The following is a 15,657-nucleotide window of genomic DNA, read 5'->3' on the forward strand; positions in this document are numbered from 1 at the left end:
AATCAATCTCACATTACGCTGTTTTTCTCTACTCTGCAGACCTCTCATGCTGTTATGAGGTCGAGTGGGCCGATGTGCGCTAGGATTAGATAAGAGCTGCAAAGGAGGCGTCATGACAGCTAAAGACCGCGAAATGCGCAAAGCAGCCAAAGATGCTGCGGTGCCCGACATTGCGATCATCACGGGCATGTCAGGGTCGGGGCGCACTCAAGCGATGCACGCTTTTGAGGATATGGGCTATTACTGTATCGACAATCTACCACCCGGACTAATTTTGCAACTCGCGCATATTGTGGGTATCAATTCTGCAACTGGTCGCCACTTAGCTGTAACATGCGACTTGCGTAGCCAGGGATTGTTTGAGGATCTTGCCGATGCGCTCAAGGAGCTTGCTGACCACGAAATCAGCTACAAAATAATCTTTCTGGATAGCTCAGACGAGGTACTCTGTCGCCGCTATGATGAGAATCGCCGCCGTCACCCTTTACAGATTTCTGGTGAGGGTATCGAAAGTGCAATTCGTCGTGAACGCACGCAGCTCCAAGAGGTCCGCAACCGCGCCGACCTTGTAATAGATACCAGTCGCATGCGCACCTCAACACTGCGCGGCCGTATCCGTCGTAGCTTCTCGCATGTAAGCGAGCAGCAGCTCATGGATGTGCATGTGTTTTCTTTTGGATTTAAGCATGGCTTGCCAACCGAGGCGGATTTGCTTATCGACGTGCGTTTTTTGCCCAATCCGTTTTATGACCCTGAGATGCGCAATCTCACAGGCAATGACGAACGTGTGGCAACTTATGTGCTCGATCACCCTGTAACACGCGAATTTACCAAGGCGTGGAAGCATCTACTGGATGTCGTAATGCCAGGTTATGTGGCTGAAGGCAAGCCAACTCTATCCATCGCAATTGGTTGCACTGGTGGCCAGCATCGAAGCGTCGCCATTGCCAACTATACTGCCGCCTATCTCAAGGAGCGCAAATACAACGTGACGCTCTCCCACCGTGATCTCAAGCTCGCCGTACCCCGCAAAGGCGAGTCCGACGCGCATTAGCGCACAGGCAGGCTAGCTCATGTCATTTACAGCTCAGGTCAAAGATGAACTTTCTCGCGTGGACGGCAGTTGTCCGGAATGCGCATATGCCGAGCTCTCGGCCATCATGCGCGTTTGCGGCACACTATCATTCCACGGATCAGGCAGCTGGTCGTTGCGCGTGGCCACCGAAACGGGTGCCGTTGCACGCACGATGATCCGTCTGTCACATGAATTGTTTGATCTGGAGACACCCCTCACGGTACGTCGCTCCAATCTGCACCGCGCGCATAACTTTTTAATTGAAATTCGCAATCAAGCAGAGCTGGAGGATGCGCTCATACAACTAGGTATTTTGCTGCCGGGACGCGGACTTGCATCAGGGATTCCGCCGGCACTCATCAAAAAGCGCTGCTGCCAGGAAGCATATTTGCGCGGAGCATTCATGGCGGGTGGTTTTGTGTCTGATCCACGAGGAGATTTCCATTTGGAAATTGCACTTTCAGGTGAGCGCCTAGCCGAAGAAGTACGTGAGCTAGCTGCTGGCTTGGGAGTTGATGCTCGTGTAAACCACAGACGCGGATCGTATGTGGTATATCTCAAAAGCTTTGAAGGCGTCGTATCAATGCTGCAAGCAATTGGCGCCAAGCGCTCTGCTTTGGCAGTATCACAAGTACGCCAGGTAAAGACCCTGAAAAACGACGTTAATCGTCGCGTAAATGCCGAGATTGCCAATCAGGCACGTTCCACAGGAGCCGCAGCTACACAGCAAGCCTTGGTAGATCGAGCAGAACGCGAAATTGGCCTTCGAGCTTTGCCGCCTGCGCTGCGCGAGTTCTGCTTGTTAAGACGAATGCATCCTGAGCTGTCGCTGGCGTCTTTGGGAAAGCTCTGCAATCCACCAGTTGGCAAATCTGCCATGCATCACCGTGCCCTCCGTCTCGCCGCTTTCCTCGATGAGCGTAGCCACAGGCAAAGCTAAGCCAATAAGGGCATCCGCAACGCAGAGGGCATCCACGATGCTCTGCTTGCCAAACGCCACATATCGTTTCAACAATCGCGGCCTGGCTTGCCAAACGCCACGTTCTGTTTCAACTGTCGCATCCCCATCTGCCAAACGCCACATACTCTTTCAATCAAGGTCCAGCTTTGCTTGTCAAACGCCACGTTCTGTTTCAGAAAAAATGTCAAAAGCCACGTTCTGTTTCAAAGGGTCTGACGTTTGCGCAGGTAAATTTTTTGGGCATGAAGAGATACGTGGCTTTTGGCAAAAAAAGTGAAGTAGAACGTGGCGTTTGGCAAGCAGAGCCGCGATTGCTGAAACAGAGTGTGGCTTTTGGTAGCTAACATGAAACGGAATGTGGCTTTTGAGTGCTCGTGTGAAATAAAGTGTGGCTTCTATCACAACAAGCAGAGTTGAGTCCTGAGTCTTTCATCTGAGACGCACGCTTATCGGTAAAGCAGCCACGATTTGTCCCTAAATCGTCTCTGAATATTTCATTCTATTTTGCTGTTAGCGGCGAAATAGACGAAATGTTGCTGATGGCGGAAATATTTGTTGTCGCCAGTGAAAGTTTGCTCAGTGACGCCAGATGGCTGTGCAGTGTCAGCAACAACGGATGCAGTGGTCAACGGTGCCTGCGCAGTAGGCACCCGCATGGGATGCTACGCATTGACGCTGGCGGCATCATCAGCACCAGCAGCACCATCGCTGCCCACTTGAGCAGCGTCCTGCTCGGCTTCAAAGGCACGGAGAGCTTGCCAGACGGCCTCAGCAACAGCAGCAGGTATGCCCTTAGCCTCGGCAATTTGTTCGGGTGATGCCTCGCGCAGGCGCTTGAACGAGCCAAACCGCGCCATAATCGCCTTTTTACGCTTGGGTCCAACACCAGGAATCTCGTCCAAAATCGACACAGACTGTGCTTTAGTACGCAACTCACGGTGGAACGTAATCGCAAAACGATGTGACTCGTCTCGGACCTGCTTGATTAAATACAAGGAAGCAGAACCTGACGGCAACACGACAGGCGTCTCATCCCAAGGGACAAATACTTCCTCATCGGACTTCGCCAAACCACAAACGGGAATGTCAAGCCCAAGCTCAGCCAGCTGCCCCATCGCAGCTGACAGCTGCGGCTTGCCACCATCAACCACCAGCAAATCAGGCAGACTGCCAAAACGCTCATCTGCTACACGTTCGGGCGAAAAACGTCGACCCAATACCTCGCTCATAGACAAAAAGTCGTTTGCCTCATCCAGTTCGGCTTGAATCTTAAAGCGACGATATGCACCTTTATCTGGTCGTCCGTTGGTAAAGACCACCATTGATGCCACGGTAAACGCTCCATGCAAGGTAGAAATGTCATAGCACTCAATACGCATGGGAGGCGCATCAAGCGCCAAAGCACTTTCCAACTGCAGCAATGCCTCATTGGTGCGCTTGTCTGCATAACCCGTGCGCACCATATATCGATTGAGCGCATGACGTGCGTTATTAGCAGCCATTTGCAATAGGTGCGCTTTTTCGCCACGCTGAGGCACATGCAGGCGACAGGCACGACCGCGCTTCTCTGCCAGCCACTCCCCCACAGCAGCTGCATCAGGTAACTCCACCGCTACATCTACCTCAGCAGGGATATCAGCCGTCTCGTTGTAATAACGAGCCAAAAAGCCGTCAACCAGCTCTTCTTCGGTCACGTCAAGACCCTTGTCCAGCACAAACTCAGCGCTACGAATTGTTACGCCTTCACGTACAACAAAGACGCAGGCACAGCTAATCGTTTCCTCACGTGTAAAGCCAATCACGTCCATATTCACATCAGAAGAAAACATCACTTCTTGACGCTCGCCTGTTGCTGCCAGCGCATCAAGACGTTTTTTTAGACGAGCAGCACGCTCAAAGTCCAAGTCTGCCGCAGCATCATGCATTTGCTCGGTCAACTCATTAAGTACATCCCGACGCTTGCCCGACAAAAAACGCACTACTTGGTCTACATGTCGTGCGTACTCAGGCGTATCAATAGCCCCTGCACACACACCCGGTCCCAGTCCCACGTGATAGTCAAAGCAGGGCCGCCCCAGCTTGCCGAGTACCAGCGGAGCCACTGCAACCTCGTCTGGGTGAGATGCCAAATAGCGCTGGCAACGTCGCCACTCCGCGCAGGTAGAAATACAAATAGGCACTACTTTGCGCAGGGTATCGATAGTCTGCCGCGCCGCCCGCGCATCGGTGTAAGGCCCAAAATAGCGTGTCCCCTTGCGGTGCTTTTCGCGAGTGTATTTAATCGCTGGATATGGATCGGATTCTGTCACCGCAATGTAAGGATAACTTTTATCATCTTTGTAGTCGACGTTAAAGTAGGGGTGGTACTGCCCAATGAGATTGCGCTCCAACACCAGTGCCTCGTGCTCAGATCCCACAACCACATAGTCAAACGAGCGCACAACCTGCATCATGAGTGGAATCTTAAGACGATCATCGCTCAGCTGCACGTACTGCTTCATACGAGCGCGCAGATTTTTGGCCTTACCAACATAGATGACATCGCCACGGGCATCTTTCCACAGATAGCAACCTGGCTCGGTAGGTACACGCTCCACCTGCTCGGCAATCGAAGGCAGACCCTCGTCTTCGGGACGTGGAATGCGCAAATGCAAATCTGGCTGATGAGCTGCAGGATCTTTGATAGTCATACAAGCAGACCTTAGTCAGCAGCGGCCTGCTTGCCGCCTGTATCCCAAACATATTTCTTGAACTTTGCCACCTGATGATGATAGGTAATTGATGCCCAAAACTGATGACGTAGGGAATCTGCCGCATAATCCAGCGGAAACTTTGCCAGTCCTTGATGATACATATCTAGGATTTGCTCACGCAATGCAGCATCCTTGACGGTCTTACGCACGACTACGGGTGGAATACACGCATAGACAAAAGGCTTATTAGCCTTCTGAACAGGAATGACCTGGCCTAGTACATAGTCTTTTACAAAGAGTGTCACAAAATTCACGCCCGCCAGCGTTAGGTAATAGCTATTGCGCCCAGGACGCGTGTTTACTTCAAAAAATTTATAGCTGCCATCACGCGGATCCAACTTGCAATCAAAGTTGGCAAATCCGTGATACCCTACGCGCTTCAAAAAACGACTAGCATCTGCAATAGCACGCTCATCTCGCTCGCCCAAAATACACACTGGGTTGCCAATTGCTGACGGTGCATGATCTTGCAGTACTACGCGACCCATAGCCGACACACGCACATCACCGTTCTCATCAGCAAAGAGCGTAATCGAACGCAGACTATCATCGTCGCCTGGCACAAACTCCTGCACAATCAGTTCGCGGTCATAGCTTGAAGCTTGCAACGCACCAAAAATTCGCTCTAATTCCTCTGGCGTTTCAACCTCAAAAATCTTCTTTTTGCCTGCAAATTCTGCGTAGTGATAGCGTGCCGAATTGGATGGCTTGGCGATGCAAGGATAGGCAAACTCGCTGGTATCAATGCGTACGTTTGGATCAGCGCAGTCGTAGGTACGCGTCTTTGGATACGGAATTTCCAACTCCTCGCAAAGCGCATAAAAACGCTCTTTTTGCGTAATTTCATCAAGCAGATCAAAGTCAATGTAGGGCACTACAAACCATTGCATCAACTCAGTCTTGTGCTGTGACAAAATACGCGCGTACCAGTCGCCCGAACCAACCAAAATACCTACTTTGTCTTGAGCATCCAGCTGCATCCCCAGCGTACTAAGGTAGGCAATCAGGGCATCTTCTTGATCGATGCCATCTACCACGCGATAGTCAACAAAACGACTGGACGAGGTTGCTTTGACATCTGCTGATGCCAACACGATGGAATTCATTCCGTAGGCCTCATGAAAGCAGCGCACGTATGAATAGCCCAAAATATCGGCACCCAAAACTACCGGCACCAGATGCTCTGCCACGTCTTTTTCACTATGGATATGACGCGCTGCTGCAGCTTGTTGGCTCACAGGACTTCCTTCCCTACTTATACACATACAAATGCGGCGGACCCCCAGCTTGGAACCCGCCGCATTTTGAAGTCTCATGCCTAGATATTAAATGGGCAACCGCCACCGAGATAGCTACCGTACAGCGTAGTCTCCTCAACGCCGCCGTAGTTGGCATGGACAATCTTGCCGTTGCCTACGTAAATCGCAACGTGACCATACCAAAAGACCATGTCACCAGGTCGGCACTGCGAAATTGGCTTGATGTTGGTCATGTTGCGCTGCGCTGCAGAGCTGTGAGGAATACTTAGACCTGCCTGTGCATAAGCCCACTTAGTCAGACCAGAGCAATCAATAGCGGTACCAGGACTATAGGCACCCAGTACATATGGCGTACCAATGCAGGAATATGCTGCCTGAACAATGATAGAGCGCGTACTACCATCAAAATGTGGGTTAACCGTGCCACCGCTGTTTGTATTGTGCGAACTACCATTGTTAGAAGAAGATCCACCACTATTGCTATTGTGCTGCGTATTACCAGCGTTATTAGCATTGTTGCTTTCATGCTCGCGCTGCTGAGCATCAATCTCGGCCTGGGCCTGGCGAGCTGCTTCGGCTGCAGCCTCTGCCTGACGCTTGCGTTCTGCTTCGGCCTCAGCCTCTAAAGCCTTTTGCACCTCAGCCGAAAGGCTATCAATATAGGCCTTTTGATCTGCTTGTTGAGAAGCGAGCTCATCTTGTTGGGCTTGCTTTTGATCAACCAATTTCTGCTGAGAACTCTCTTGTTCTTTGAGTGCATCCTGCTGTTTTTGTAGCTCGGCTTCCTGAGTTTCCAGCTCGCCTTTAAGCTCGGAAATCTCATCAATCTGAGACTTGTCCGCTGCTGCCACTTTGTCGGCGTAGTAGATATTGGAAATCAAGCTCTCCAAGCTATCGGCATCAAGCACAATGCTCAGCAAAGACGTGCCACCCATCTTGTAGTTGGCAGACACGCGATCAGCCAGCACGTCGCGACGCTTATCCAGCTTCTCGGTGTTTTCCTTGATGGAAGTCTTGGTGGTATCAATCTTTTTTTGCGTCTCAGTGATTTTGGTCTTGGTCTGCTCAAGCTGATACTGCGTATCATTAAGCTCCTCGCCTGCTGCCATGAGCTTGGTCTGGATCTCATTCAGATGTGCCTTGGCATCATCAAGTTGAGACTGTAGCTGAGCAGAGGTATCTGCAAACGCGATGCGCGGAGCCATCATTGGTGTACTCGCGGACATAAGTACAAGGCCCAAAACGGCGGCAATATGCTTGCCTTGAATGCGACGCATGATACCAGTTGTGCTGTGCTGCGAATTTTGCATCATTTCACCTTCCTGTATCGCATATGGAAAGCATTTTAGCGCAGACGGCACACCTTCTGCCAAAGCCCATACGCTTAGCAAAGAAAAACACACCGTTCACCGAATTTTTTGATATGTTCAGGACGTCTAAACGTTCTTTTTAACTGCAACGATGCAAAAACCTTCCAAGCGACTGACGTAAAAAGGAGACTTGAGGGAGTTTGAAGATTACCGCTGCCCCAAAGGTTACCAACACCGCCAAGATACCCGAGATGGCAAGTGTCACAAGCGTGCGTACCAAAGACCCAGCAAGTCCCAGCGCCACTAACTGCGCGTTGGCAAAGTAGCCCACAGCTGCCCCAATAGCGCCAAGAACCGTCGACCAAACAGTAGCACCTAATAGCTCGCGAATACCAATATGGCCCAACTCGCGGCGAAGCAGTACAAAGGCAAGCAAATCAATAAAAAAGTAGAACGCCGCCGAACCCAGGGCCACCGCCGCAATACTAATTATGGGGGTTAATAACGCAGTAAATGCCACCTGCACCACCGATGCTGCCACGTTGACCAAAGCAAAGCTTAACATGCGCCGCATTGAGGAAAATACCTTTTGAAAGAAGGTCGACAAACCAAAGAAAGGCAAAGCTAAGGCCAAGAAACGCAGATAGTACGCTGTGATATTGGCGCTTTCACTGTCAAACGCACCCAAACGCAGTAACTGCATCAAAGGTCCCGCAAATACGATGAGATACATCATAAAAGGCAGCAGGGTAAAAAGAATCTGCCCTGCCCCTTTGGTAAAAGCGCGCACATAACTGGTCATATCGTGGCGCGCATACATATCTGATAGCTCGGTAAACATCGCTGTAGTCACAGGAATTGCAAGTACCGAATACGGCAGGGTGTACCACAGACGCGCGTAATACTGCACCGAACTACCTTGGTCGGGCAGAGCCATCAGTGCATAGGAGTTCATAACTGAAACCGTTACAAAAGCGCAGCCCGTCGTAATAAGGGTAGGTACACCAATAGCCAATGTTTCTTTGAGGGCAGGGTCATGCAGGTCAATACGCCAACTAAGATGCACTCCATGACGGTGCAGACTGGGAATTTGCATGACAACCTGTACCAACACGCCCAAGGGATTACCTAGCGCTAGGGCAAGCATTGCCAACGGCAAGTTTGTTGACTGCAGTGCTGCAAACAATAGAAACGATGCAATCGTGATGAAGTTATTAAAGATAGGAGCAGCATTCGACCACAAATAGTCTCGCTCGGCATTAAGCACGCCCGAAGCAACAGACGACAAGCAATACAACAGCACTTCCACTGCAAAGAAACGGAAGAGCCAAACCGCATTGGTCATCTGAGCCTGATCGGTACCTGCCGATTGCAAATAGACCAACTGCCCCGCAAACCCAATACACAGCAGCGTGAGCGCTGCCATCAGCAAAAATACAATGGAAAGCAGATTGGATACATAAGCATTTGCGCCTTCGCGACCCGAGCGCTCTTTGACTGACAGATAGACTGGCAAAAACGCTGTCACAATCATGCCGCCGATTACCAGCTCGTAGAGCTGATTGGGTAGGTTGTTGGCAACGGTATAGCAACTGGATAACAGAGAAGTACCCAGAGCAAAGGCCTGCGCCCAAGTACGGAAAAATCCCGTGATACGACTAATAGCTACAAGCACGCTCATCAGCGCAGCAGAGCGCCCAACGGCTATCTCGGTTGAGATACTATCTGTTGGGTTCTGCTTGGCCACATCCACCGCAGCGCCAGCGGCTGTTGTAACACGCATGCTCTGCTTCCCTAGCGCCATATGCGCTGGTGGCAAAGCTGCTTGGTTTTGACGGGCACGACGAGCCAACTCGGTGGCGGATGTTTGTCTTAGATGCTTGGCAGCCATAAGGTCCTTTCGAGACGTTATGTTCCTATTCTAACCATCGACCGCTGAGGCGGGCGCGCTCGGCAAAAACGCACTAAGATGCTAAGAATACAGAGCGGAAGGAGAGCTCATGTCAACGAATGCTATCTCATCATTTTTGAAGCATCGCAAGCCCTACCTCACGTCGGAGGGACGTCGCGCTCTGCTGAAGGCTGGCGCTGCTGCGGTAGGCGTCGTAGGAGCTGCAGCATTTTTTGTGGCCCCACGTAAGCGCGACTGGCAAACAACCGCCAAGTGGAAGGAAATCGAGAAGCACCGCTACGCACATCGCGGGCTTTTTGACGAACCGCCCTCAGCGCAGGCTTACCCCAAGGGCATGGCAGGAGACCCTTTTAAGGGTGTCGGCAAAGGCGACGGCATCATGCAGTTCCCTGACAAGATTGTGCAGTTCACTGACAAGGTCATCACCAAGAGTCCTGATGCCGTGGTAGCTCCACCACTCTGGAAAGATGACGTCAAAGACTGGGCAAATCTTATGCCCGAAAACTCCCTGCCCGCATTTCGTGCAGCAGCTGAGGCTGGTTATGGTGTCGAGATGGATGTACGCCTCACCAAAGATAATGTGCCTGTTGTTGTACACGATTCTGACCTTGAGCGCGTATGCGGTCGTGCGGGTTTTGTTGAGCAACTCACCCACGAGGAACTCTGCGAATATCGCCTACTAGGCACTGATGAGCAGATCCCCACTTTTGCGCAGGCTATTGCTTTGTTTGATACTGATCCTAAGACCAAGCGCCGTTGTGCACCAGTGCTGATCGAGCTCAAGACTACCGTTACCAACTATGCTGACCTTGTGCGTTTGGTGATGCTAACGCTTGACCGACACGATGTAGATTACTGCATCCAGAGCTTTGACACGCGTGTGCTGTGGTGGCTACGTCGCCACCGTCCTGGCGTGTTGCGCGGACAGTTAAGCGAGGACTTTTTGCTGGATTTGGGTACTGAGAAGTACGGTTTGCCTTTACGTGTAGGACAGTCTTGGCTACTGTGCAATGTGATGGGCAGGCCAGACTATATCTCGTATAAGTTTGCCGATCGCCGTAATCCCTTTGTGTGGCTGGCGACGCGTCTGATGGGCGCACATATGGTTACCTGGATCATACGCAGCGAAGCCGACCTCGCCGAGTCTGAGCGCGAAGGTGCTCCTGCGATTTTCGAGCATATTCGCCCCGATACAAAGTCGAGGTTGAGCAAGTAAGGCGCGTGGAAAGCAGGCATGGTGCTGCAGGACGCGTAGGGCATACCTGCGCGTATGCACCCTGCTCCCGCGCTCCCCCCGCAGACGATTCAATATGCACCTTTTCGCCCGCAAACGGTTCAGTAAGCACCCTTTTACTTGCAGGGGGTTCAATAAACACCCTTGCATCAATTTTTACCTGCACTTTCTCGAGCCGTTTGGCACGCTTTCGAACCCTCTGTGGAAAAGTGACCCCAACGGGTTCAAGAAGCATTCTTTAACAAAGGGTAAGTTTGATGGCACCTTTTTATCTAGTTAACCAGCCAATACCTCAGCGTCATTTTTAATACAAGTAGTGCTTAAAAGTCTTACCCACGCTAGTGGTAAGTATCGTATCAATATGAGACAGATTGATATATATATAACATCAATGAGGTTATTTTTACCTATATGGAGAGTAACCATCCACCAACTTGCCAACATATCCACTTATGGATCAGCTTCACATGTGTGAGGAACAGGTTTCGTCTCCCACTGCTGCCTTGCCCTCGGTGAGCTCGGCGAGCTGCTTCTTGAGTTCTGCGATGGTTTTGTCACGTCGGCGAATATCAGCGTCATACTTGCTGCGGTTTACCGTGGAGCTACCGCTCGGGTCTTTGGGGTCTAGTCCCTCGCCTGCGGGTTGCTCGGTTCCTGCTGCGTCACCTGTTTGCGGGTCGTTGGTGTTAACCTCGCCGCCCTCGGGGTCTTTGGTGTTCTCCTCGCCCTTGGTGGGGTCTTCCAGCATAAATAAACCTCCCTCTTTTGTGCTGAGCCTATCTCAGCAACTAGAAGGGAGGTTAAAAGGTAGCTCACGCAGAAGAGATTAAGAATTGAAGCTACCGAACACATCTGGATAGGCTATTTGTAGACTCGGATAGTACAGTGCCAAGGCTTTAAACTCATCAGGAGTTAGAATCTCCTTTGCGTGCTCATAAGAGTCCCAGTCAGGAGAGGTCTTGTAGTGCGCGGTGTCATCTGCACTAATCTTTTCCTGCGCACTTTCCAAATCTTTGCGGCGTATGCCAAGCTTCTTGCAAATGCCGTTCACGTCTCTAGCGGTCATGCTCGCCTCCTATGATTGCATCGTAGATAGCATCTGCGATTGTGTTGTTATCTGGGCCATGGACTCCGTAATACCTCAGCCCTTCGGCGATGAGCTCATCGTCCTGCATGCCTCGCTCTGCACTGCTAAAAGCATATCTCGAAAAGTCTTTGAGGGTAGTAACCTCTTCCGATGCCAAATCATCAAACTCTATTCTACCGTTTTTAGATGAATAATGTGCTGGAATCTTGGATTTTACCAGCTCATTTGTCACAATTCGGCTGCCTTTTGTCTGCGGTAGATACCTCGCACCATTACGATATGCAATGAGGTTGTTCAGTTCACTTTCCCATTCTTTCTCCGAGAGTAGGCGTTGCGCTGCCATATGTCCTATCTCGTGATATGCAACTTGTTCTATTTGGTCTGTATCTAGCCTGCGGGCTTGCTTTTTGTCAACCTTGAGCAAGAACGAATTACCTCGGCGCTCAAGTCGTGCAATTTCTCCATCGAGGTTTTCTGCGCTGATATATCTGAGTACAGCGGGATTCAAACGCATATCTTTCATAGCAAGTTCAAGGCCAGAGAGTAGCGCCGCTTGCTTCTTCCCCGCTATGCCGCTGAGGTTTGAGCCTTTCGTTATCCATGCGTGGTTTCTCTCGTTAAATAGCGCAAATCTTGCTTCTGTGCGTTCATCTAGGCTCGCACCCTTGCATTTTGCATAGTCGCGCCGCGCTTTTACTGTTCTGCCGCCAAAAGTGCCACCAAACTCGGCACCTTCCCATGCCTTCATGGATGACTTACGCTTCGCGCCTCTCGGCTGTACGTCTAGCTCTGGTGCTTTCTCACGACTGGCATCACGGCGAAGCCATGGTTTGGAAGAGGTAAGTTCACGGAGTTTCTTTTGGCAGTCCCAGATTTTTGCCTTGGCTTCTGCCTTCTCTAGCTCGGTAGCCTCTTCGTTTGCGGCAATGCGTTTGTTCTTGCGTATCTCTGTCTCAAGCGCTCGCTGCTTCTGGATATCCTTGTAGACTTCCTCCCTGTCCTAGCCTGCGTCAAACTACCATTGAGAATCCCATCCCACGCGCCCGTGAAGGGCGCGACGTCGAGACGAACTTCTACGTGGTCAAAGTCGGCAGGTTCCAATCCACGCGCCCGATGCATCCTTAGAGAAAAGCGAGTTGATTAACCAGTCAAAATAACGCTGCACCAAAACTATTGGCAGCAACTTATACGGTGTGAAAGGTTGATTAACCAGTCAAAATAACGCTGCACCAAAACACTATCCAGCGCCTATCCTTTGCCCTATTTGTTGATTAACCAGTCAAAATAACGCTGCACCAAAACCCTAGAGTGTGCAACATAAGGCTAGTAGTCGTTGATTAACCAGTCAAAATAACGCTGCACCAAAACAGAACCTCGCTTAAAGTTTTTGTATTCAGGTTGATTAACCAGTCAAAATAACGCTGCACCAAAACCCGCCTAAAGTAATAGTCAAGCAAAGGGCAGTTGATTAACCAGTCAAAATAACGCTGCACCAAAACATTGTGTAATGCTATGCCTAGAGTGTGCAGGTTGATTAACCAGTCAAAATAACGCTGCACCAAAACGTCAGCTCCACCTAGAACCGCCATAGTTACGTTGATTAACCAGTCAAAATAACGCTGCACCAAAACTGCTACAGCTTTGAGCTAGCACGTGCTGAGGTTGATTAACCAGTCAAAATAACGCTGCACCAAAACAAAGATGCGCGTAACGATGTGGTAGGTGCGTTGATTAACCAGTCAAAATAACGCTGCACCAAAACATAGCTGTTATCGTATGAGCTTCCATCAAGTTGATTAACCAGTCAAAATAACGCTGCACCAAAACCGAGACGCAAAACGCCACACAGACCGACAAGTTGATTAACCAGTCAAAATAACGCTGCACCAAAACAAGGCGTTTGGGCTGAGCTAAAACAGCTTAGTTGATTAACCAGTCAAAATAACGCTGCACCAAAACCATGTCACGCGGATATAAATAAGCCGCTCTGTTGATTAACCAGTCAAAATAACGCTGCACCAAAACTCGACAAGAGGGCGTGCCTCCCCTTCTGCGTTGATTAACCAGTCAAAATAACGCTGCACCAAAACACTTAGCGTCTTACTCGCTGGTAAATTCAGTTGATTAACCAGTCAAAATAACGCTGCACCAAAACTCATGGGAGACAGAAGATGGTAGGCGTGTGTTGATTAACCAGTCAAAATAACGCTGCACCAAAACCACGGCTCCCGAGCAGTCACGATCACCGCCGTTGATTAACCAGTCAAAATAACGCTGCACCAAAACACGAAAATGGCAGGCGTGAAATGAAATCAAGTTGATTAACCAGTCAAAATAACGCTGCACCAAAACGAAGCAGACGACGATGAAGAAACAAGTGAGTTGATTAACCAGTCAAAATAACGCTGCACCAAAACCAAGCAACCTCCCGCTTTTAGGCTTTTATCGTTGATTAACCAGTCAAAATAACGCTGCACCAAAACGAAGCAGACGACGATGAAGAAACAAGTGAGTTGATTAACCAGTCAAAATAACGCTGCACCAAAACCAAGCAACCTCCCGCTTTTAGGCTTTTATCGTTGATTAACCAGTCAAAATAACGCTGCACCAAAACACTGACGCCCGTATCTGTGATAGTCCTTAAGTTGATTAACCAGTCAAAATAACGCTGCACCAAAACCAAGATGAGATGTAGCTGAATCTGCCCGCCGTTGATTAACCAGTCAAAATAACGCTGCACCAAAACCTTCAATTCTCGGCTCCCAAGTCGAGGGTGGTTGATTAACCAGTCAAAATAACGCTGCACCAAAACAAGACTTTGCACTTGATGATTATTGCGACGGTTGATTAACCAGTCAAAATAACGCTGCACCAAAACCCGTTTTCGTCAAACCACACACGCGATTTCGTTGATTAACCAGTCAAAATAACGCTGCACCAAAACTCAAGCGGTGCCATGTCGAGCAATGCATCTGTTGATTAACCAGTCAAAATAACGCTGCACCAAAACGACTACACAGCAGGTGAGCGCCTAAGCTACGTTGATTAACCAGTCAAAATAACGCTGCACCAAAACAGCAAGGTTTATCCAGAAGGCTGTTTTATTTGTTGATTAACCAGTCAAAATAACGCTGCACCAAAACACACTTCGCCATCACGCACAGCGCGAACCTGTTGATTAACCAGTCAAAATAACGCTGCACCAAAACGGCAACCCTGAGAGCTACCTCTGCATGGGCGTTGATTAACCAGTCAAAATAACGCTGCACCAAAACCCGACCCATGGGCGCTCACCATCTCAGAAGTTGATTAACCAGTCAAAATAACGCTGCACCAAAACCACGCCTAAAAAGCCGTCTGCTCAGCCCAGGTTGATTAACCAGTCAAAATAACGCTGCACCAAAACAATACTCGCAAATGCGCAATCAAACTCTATGTTGATTAACCAGTCAAAATAACGCTGCACCAAAACTTCGATTTGGGTTGCCGCCTAAGAGCGGCAGTTGATTAACCAGTCAAAATAACGCTGCACCAAAACGGTTACCGTATGTTGTAGGCACTATGCATCGTTGATTAACCAGTCAAAATAACGCTGCACCAAAACACGTGTGTCATTGGCTACAAGTAGGAGACGGTTGATTAACCAGTCAAAATAACGCTGCACCAAAACGTCTCTCCATTTTATTGATTAGTTCTCTGTGTTGATTAACCAGTCAAAATAACGCTGCACCAAAACCGTCCTATCGCCGCCGCCGACTACGCCTGTGTTGATTAACCAGTCAAAATAACGCTGCACCAAAACTCGACAATTATCTCGCGCGAGGCATTGACGTTGATTAACCAGTCAAAATAACGCTGCACCAAAACACACCTACAATCTCACGCCTTACCTTATCGGTTGATTAACCAGTCAAAATAACGCTGCACCAAAACCCCTGCCACTCGCAATAGGATATCTCCGCGGTTGATTAACCAGTCAAAATAACGCTGCACCAAAACCGATGCGACATACGGGGTCTATGAGGTCGGGTTGATTAACCAGTCAAAATAACGCTGCACCAAAACG

Annotated in this window: 10 protein-coding genes and 1 CRISPR repeat array; of the genes, 3 read left to right on the forward strand and 7 right to left on the reverse strand. The window is 49.7% G+C overall.

Annotation, left to right across the window (positions count from 1 at the left end; genetic code table 11):
• The first annotated feature begins 112 nt into the window (after nt 1-112).
• Together rapZ and whiA are read left to right on the forward strand one after the other, a co-directional pair.
• Complete coding sequence (gene rapZ, locus ACO5JD_RS08185) at nt 113-1,054, forward strand: RNase adapter RapZ (protein WP_484989036.1); 942 nt, start codon at nt 113-115, stop codon at nt 1,052-1,054.
• A 19-nt stretch (nt 1,055-1,073) separates the two neighbouring features.
• Nucleotides 1,074-2,015 (forward strand): DNA-binding protein WhiA, encoded by a 942-nt coding sequence (whiA, locus tag ACO5JD_RS08190; RefSeq protein ID WP_484989038.1) that lies wholly within the window; start codon nt 1,074-1,076, stop codon nt 2,013-2,015.
• Nucleotides 2,016-2,698: 683 nt separating this feature from the next.
• On the opposite strand, the gene uvrC is transcribed toward whiA, so the two are convergent.
• The 4 genes from uvrC to murJ all read right to left on the reverse strand — a co-directional run bounded on the left by uvrC (nt 2,699) and on the right by murJ (nt 9,249).
• Nucleotides 2,699-4,726, reverse strand: a complete 2,028-nt coding sequence (uvrC, locus tag ACO5JD_RS08195) for an excinuclease ABC subunit UvrC (protein WP_484989040.1) — start codon at nt 4,724-4,726, stop codon at nt 2,699-2,701.
• An 11-nt stretch (nt 4,727-4,737) separates the two neighbouring features.
• The gene (locus tag ACO5JD_RS08200; RefSeq protein WP_484989042.1) at nt 4,738-6,027 is read right to left on the reverse strand and encodes a carboxylate--amine ligase; all 1,290 of its coding nucleotides are present in this window, start codon (nt 6,025-6,027) and stop codon (nt 4,738-4,740) included.
• 80 nt (nt 6,028-6,107) lie between these two features.
• A complete protein-coding gene (locus tag ACO5JD_RS08205) occupies nt 6,108-7,358 on the reverse strand; it encodes a C40 family peptidase (protein WP_484989044.1) in 1,251 nt (416 codons plus the stop codon).
• Nucleotides 7,359-7,497: 139 nt separating this feature from the next.
• On the reverse strand, nt 7,498-9,249 hold the full coding sequence (gene murJ, locus ACO5JD_RS08210) for a murein biosynthesis integral membrane protein MurJ (protein WP_484989046.1): 1,752 nt from the start codon (nt 9,247-9,249) through the stop codon (nt 7,498-7,500).
• A 109-nt stretch (nt 9,250-9,358) separates the two neighbouring features.
• Here murJ and ACO5JD_RS08215 point away from each other — a divergent pair, with 109 nt between their 5' ends.
• Nucleotides 9,359-10,486, forward strand: coding sequence for a glycerophosphodiester phosphodiesterase family protein (locus tag ACO5JD_RS08215; RefSeq protein ID WP_484989048.1), 1,128 nt, complete (start codon nt 9,359-9,361; stop codon nt 10,484-10,486).
• A gap of 481 nt (nt 10,487-10,967) precedes the next feature.
• On the opposite strand, the gene ACO5JD_RS08220 is transcribed toward ACO5JD_RS08215, so the two are convergent.
• The 3 genes from ACO5JD_RS08220 to ACO5JD_RS08230 form a co-directional block, all read right to left on the reverse strand.
• Nucleotides 10,968-11,252 (reverse strand): hypothetical protein, encoded by a 285-nt coding sequence (locus tag ACO5JD_RS08220; protein ID WP_484989050.1) that lies wholly within the window; start codon nt 11,250-11,252, stop codon nt 10,968-10,970.
• 78 nt (nt 11,253-11,330) lie between these two features.
• On the reverse strand, nt 11,331-11,570 hold the full coding sequence (locus tag ACO5JD_RS08225) for a hypothetical protein (protein WP_484989052.1): 240 nt from the start codon (nt 11,568-11,570) through the stop codon (nt 11,331-11,333).
• Entirely contained in the window at nt 11,560-12,339 is a 780-nt protein-coding gene (locus tag ACO5JD_RS08230) for a hypothetical protein (RefSeq protein WP_484989054.1), read from the reverse strand. Before ACO5JD_RS08230 ends, ACO5JD_RS08225 begins: the two co-directional genes overlap by 11 nt.
• A 387-nt stretch (nt 12,340-12,726) precedes the next feature.
• Nucleotides 12,727-15,656: a CRISPR direct-repeat array (repeat unit 36 nt; unit sequence GTTGATTAACCAGTCAAAATAACGCTGCACCAAAAC).
• Nucleotide 15,657 lies beyond the last annotated feature (1 nt).

The organism is Olegusella sp. (assembly GCF_057238325.1).